At 69.0% G+C, this 4,664-nt stretch carries 5 protein-coding genes; 4 read left to right on the top strand and 1 reads right to left on the bottom strand.

Annotated features, from left to right (window positions below; translation table 11 throughout):
• The coding region (locus tag B2U11_RS13945) for a phosphate signaling complex PhoU family protein (protein WP_292072574.1) at window positions 1-276 on the top strand (276 nt) is incomplete at its 5' end.
• Window positions 277-296: 20 nt separating this feature from the next.
• Entirely contained in the window at window positions 297-989 is a 693-nt protein-coding gene (gene phoB, locus B2U11_RS13940; protein WP_292072572.1) for a phosphate regulon transcriptional regulator PhoB, read from the top strand.
• A gap of 54 nt (window positions 990-1,043) precedes the next feature.
• Here phoB and B2U11_RS13935 read toward each other — a convergent pair whose 3' ends face one another.
• On the bottom strand, window positions 1,044-1,967 hold the full coding sequence (locus B2U11_RS13935) for an Hsp33 family molecular chaperone (protein WP_292072595.1): 924 nt from the start codon (window positions 1,965-1,967) through the stop codon (window positions 1,044-1,046).
• 216 nt (window positions 1,968-2,183) lie between these two features.
• Between B2U11_RS13935 and B2U11_RS13930 the strand changes: the two genes are divergently transcribed.
• Together B2U11_RS13930 and serA are read left to right on the top strand one after the other, a co-directional pair.
• A complete protein-coding gene (locus tag B2U11_RS13930; RefSeq protein WP_292072568.1) occupies window positions 2,184-2,723 on the top strand; it encodes a hypothetical protein in 540 nt (179 codons plus the stop codon).
• Between the two features lie 120 nt (window positions 2,724-2,843).
• Window positions 2,844-4,664: phosphoglycerate dehydrogenase (gene serA, locus B2U11_RS13925; RefSeq protein ID WP_292072566.1), on the top strand; the 1,821-nt coding region annotated here is incomplete at its 3' end.

The raw sequence follows: 4,664 nt of genomic DNA, 5'->3' as shown, positions 1-4,664 counted from the left end.
GTCTGGCAGACCGACGACGAGGTGGACGAACACTACAACGCCCTGTTCCGCGAACTGCTGACCTACATGATGGGCGATCCGCGCACGATCGGCGCCTGCACCCATCTGCTGTTCATGGCCAAGAACCTGGAGCGGATCGGGGACCACGCCACCAACATCGCCGAGACGGTCCATTACGAGATCACCGGCGACGAGATCCTGGGCGACCGGCCCCGCGCCATGCCGACGGCCGAGGACGAATCCCCGACCCCCAACCTGTCCACCGACACGCACTGAGCCGAGACCGGAGAACCGACGTGCAGCCCTATATCCTTGTGATGGAAGACGAGGACGCGTTGGCGACCCTGCTCCAGTACAACCTTGAAAAGGAAGGCTACGACGTCACTGTCGCCTCCGACGGGGAGGAGGGGATGCTTCAGGTCGAGGAGCGTCTGCCCGACCTGGTCCTGCTGGACTGGATGCTGCCCAAGCTGTCGGGCATCGAGGTGTGTCGCCGCATCCGCGGCAAGGCCGAGACGCGCAACCTGCCGATCATCATGCTGACCGCGCGCGGCGAGGAAAGCGACCGGGTGCGCGGCCTGGACACCGGCGCCGACGATTATCTGACCAAGCCGTTCTCCATGGTCGAGCTGATCGCTCGCATCCGCGCGGTGCTGCGCCGAATCCGGCCAGGCCTGGCCGACGACCGCCTGAACCACGGCGACATCGTCGTCGATCGCGTCTCGCACCGGGTGAAGCGCAATGGCAAGGAGGTCCATCTGGGCCCGACGGAATTCCGCCTGCTGGATCACTTCATGCAGCATCCGGGTCGGGTGTTCAGCCGCGAACAGTTGCTGGACGCGGTCTGGGGCTCCGACGTCTATGTCGAGGCGCGCACCGTGGACGTCCACGTCGGCCGGCTGCGCAAGGCCCTGTCCATCGGCGACGACAGCGCCAATCCGATCCGCACCGTTCGCTCGGCCGGCTATTCGCTGGATTTGGAGGGCTGACGAACCGGGCAGGCGGCTCCGCGCCGCCCGCCCGCCGCGATCAGACCATCCTGATCAGATCTGGGCCGCCACAACCTCGTCGGGCTCCAGCGTATAGACGGTGGAGCAGTATTCACAGGTGACGCGGATCTTGCCGTCGTCCTCGATCATGGCGTCCCGCTCGACCGGGGCGAAGGAGGCCAGCACCGAGGCGATCCGGTCCCTGGAGCACCGGCACGTCGCGCTCAGCGCCCGGGCGTCCTCCAGCCGCACGCCGTCCTCGTGGAACAGGCGGAACAGCAGGGTCTCGGGGCTGATCGTCGGGTCGATCAGCTCGTCGTCGGCCAGGGTGTGGAACAGGGCGCGCGTGCGGTCCCAGACCTCTTCGGTTGATCCGCGCGCGTCGTCGGCGGCGATCAGCTGGATCATCGCTCCGCCGGCGCGCCATTGCGAACCGGCTTCGGTCTGCACCACGCCGACGGCCAGCCGCACCTTGGTCGGCACCTGCTCGGACTGGCCGAAATAGTGTTCGGCGCACAGTGACAGGCTCTCGCCCTCGATCGGCGTGATCCCTTGGGTGCGCTCGAAGTCGGGGCCGCGGTCCAGCGTCATGATGAAGACGCCCTGGCCCAGCAGGGTCTTGGCGCCCGGGCGGGCGAAGCCCTGGGACGCCGCCTCGACCTCGGCGGCGTCATAGCGGCAGTAGCCGCGAAGCGTGCCGTCGGTGCCATAGTCGGCGACCACATAGCGGACGGGACCATCCCCCTGGGCCTGAACCAGAAGCCGGCCCTCGAACTTCAGGCTGGAGCCGACCAGGGCGGCCAGGGCGCAGGCCTCGCCCAGCAGGGCGGCGACCGGCTCCGGGTAGGCGTGGGCGCTCAGGATTTTGTCCATGGCGGCGCCCAGGCGGACCAGGCGGCCGCGCACGGGCCAGCCCTCGATCTGGAAGGCGGCGGCCAGGTCGTCGGAAATGGGGGAATGGGGCGCGTGATCGGTCACCGCGGCGTCCTTGCTGGTCGTCATGTCGGGATCGCGGCTATTTAGGCGCCCGAGGCGGCGATGGTAAGTCCCCCGTCGCGCGGGCGGCTCCACCTGCCGGACGTCGTCTTTTTCGCCAGCTTGACCGCACGGGGGAACCGTTTCTGCTCCGGTTCGCTCCTTCGCTGACGCGAAACCGATTTCGCTCCAGACGACACTCCAGAGGTTCAACATCCCATGATCCGCGATTTCGACGCCATGGAAGAAGTCCGCAAGCACCCCGGCGTCACGGCCGGCGGCCTGGCCCTGATCGTGCTGGGCGCGGCGGCGGCGGTCTATCTCTCGCAGCGCTCCGGGCCGACCCGGTACCAACGCATCAAGACGCGTATCGACCCGCGCGGCTGGGTCGACACCGCCGAACTGCGGGGGCGCTTGCATGACGCTGTGGACGCCTTCCGCCACGGCGCGGAGGATTTCGGGGACCGCGCCGGCGACTATGCGCGCCACGCCCGTCACCGCGCCGCCGATGTCGCCGAGGACGCCCGCGACCACGCCGGCGACTGGTTCCGCGCGGCCCGCAAGGGCTCCAAGAAGGCGGCCAAGAAGCACGGCAAGACCGCGCGCCGCTATGCCGACGAGGCGGCGGCCTACGCCTACGACCACCGTCGCGAGGGCGGCGCCCTGATCGCCGTCGCCACCCTGGCCGCTGCGGTCGGCGCGGCCCTGCTGGAAAGCCGCCGACCCGACAGCCGCGTGCGGCGCATCGTTCGTTTCTGACAATTCCTTGCCGTCCGCGCACCGCCGAGGCGTGCGGACGGCAAGATTGAGCCCAGCTGACGGCGGTCATTAGCACGCCTTGGCTTTGCGGCGCCTGCGAAGGCCGCTAAGACAGCGCCCATGAGCGCGCGCCCGACCCTGATCTTCGATTTCGATTCGACGCTGGTGGACTTCGAGACGCTCGAAGAACTGGCCGACATCGCCCTGGCCGGCGCGCCCGACGCCCAGGCGGCCCGCGACCGCATCGCCGCCCTGACCGACCAAGCGATGGGCGGGGAAATCGGCTTTGGCGAGGCGCTGCGCCAGCGCCTGGCCCTGCTGCCCCTGACCCGCGATCACGTGGAGACCCTGGCCGCCCAGGCGCCAGACCGCCTGACCGCCTCGGTGCGACGCAACCTCGGTTTCTTCCAGAACGGCGCCGCCGACGTCGTCATCCTGTCAGGCGGCTTTCGCGAAGTCATCGCCCCGGTCGCCCAGGCGCTGGGCGTGCCCGCCGACCGGGTGCTGTGCAACGACCTGACCTATGACGACGACGGCCGGGTGACGGGCGTCGACGACGCCAATCCCCTGTCCCACGCCAACGGCAAGCCCCAGGCGATCCACCGCCTGAACCTGGCGGGCCGGGTGGTGATGGTCGGCGACGGCTGGAACGACGCGGAGGTCAAGCTGGCGGGCGCCGCGGACGCCTTCTACGCCTTCACCGAGGTCGTGCGTCGCCCCCCCGTGGTCCAGGCCGCGGACGCCGAGGCCGCCTCGCTGGACGAGGTGCTGCACGCCGAAGGCCTGACGGGCCGCTGGTCCTTCCCCCGCAGCCGCATGAAGATGCTGCTGCTGGAGAACATCCATCCTGCCGCCGTCGAACGGCTGGAGGAGGCGGGCTATACCGTCGAAACGATGAAGGGCGCCCTGGACGAGGACGACCTGATCGAGGCGATCAAGGGGGTGCACGTGCTGGGCATCCGCTCCAAGACCACGGTGTCGCGGCGGGTGCTGGAACAGGCCGACAAGCTGATGGCCGTCGCCGCCTTCTGCATCGGCACCAATCAGATCGACCTGGACGCGGCTGCCGACCACGGCGTGGCGGTGTTCAACGCCCCCTATTCAAACACCCGCTCGGTGGTCGAACTGGCCATCGGGCTGATGATCGTCCTGATGCGCGACGTCCCGGACAAGTCGGCGGCCATGCACGTCGGCCAGTGGAACAAGTCGGCCACGGGCTCCAAGGAGCTGCGCGGCAAGACCCTGGGCATCGTCGGCTACGGCGCCATCGGCAGTCAGCTGTCGGTGCTGGCCGAGAACCTGGGGATGCGGGTGGTGTTTCACGACCTGTCCGAACGGCTGGCGCTCGGCAACGCCCGGCGGATGCGTTCGCTGGACGCGCTGCTGGCGGAAAGCGACGTGGTCACCCTGCACGTCGACGGCCGGGCGGAGAACAAGGCGATCTTCGGCGCGGCGCAGTTCGGCCGGATGAAGGAAGGGGCGCTGTTCCTGAACCTGTCGCGCGGCCATGTGGTCGATGTCGGCGCCCTGGCCCAGGCCATGGGATCGGGTCGCATCGCCGGCGCGGCCGTGGACGTCTTCCCCGAGGAGCCGCGCACCAACGCCGACCCGTTCGAAAGCCCGCTGCAGGGGCTGAAGAACATGATCCTGACGCCGCACATCGGCGGCTCGACCGAGGAAGCGCAGGAAGCCATCGCCGAGTTCGCGGCCGAGCGGCTGCTGGGCTATCTCAACCGGGGCGACACCACCTTCAGCGTCAACCTGCCCAATGTGCAACTGGCCGAGGTGTCGGGCGCGCACCGGCTGCTGCACATCCACAGGAACCAGCCGGGCGTGCTGGCGGAGCTGAACCAGGCGCTGGCGGCCGCCGGCCTGAACATCCTGGGTCAGCACCTGAAGACCAACGAGCGGGTCGGCTATGTCATCACCGACGTGGATCGC

The organism is Brevundimonas sp. UBA7534 (assembly GCF_002479325.1).
Classification (GTDB): Bacteria; Pseudomonadota; Alphaproteobacteria; order Caulobacterales; family Caulobacteraceae; genus Brevundimonas.
This window is presented reverse-complemented; position numbering and strand designations above follow the sequence as displayed.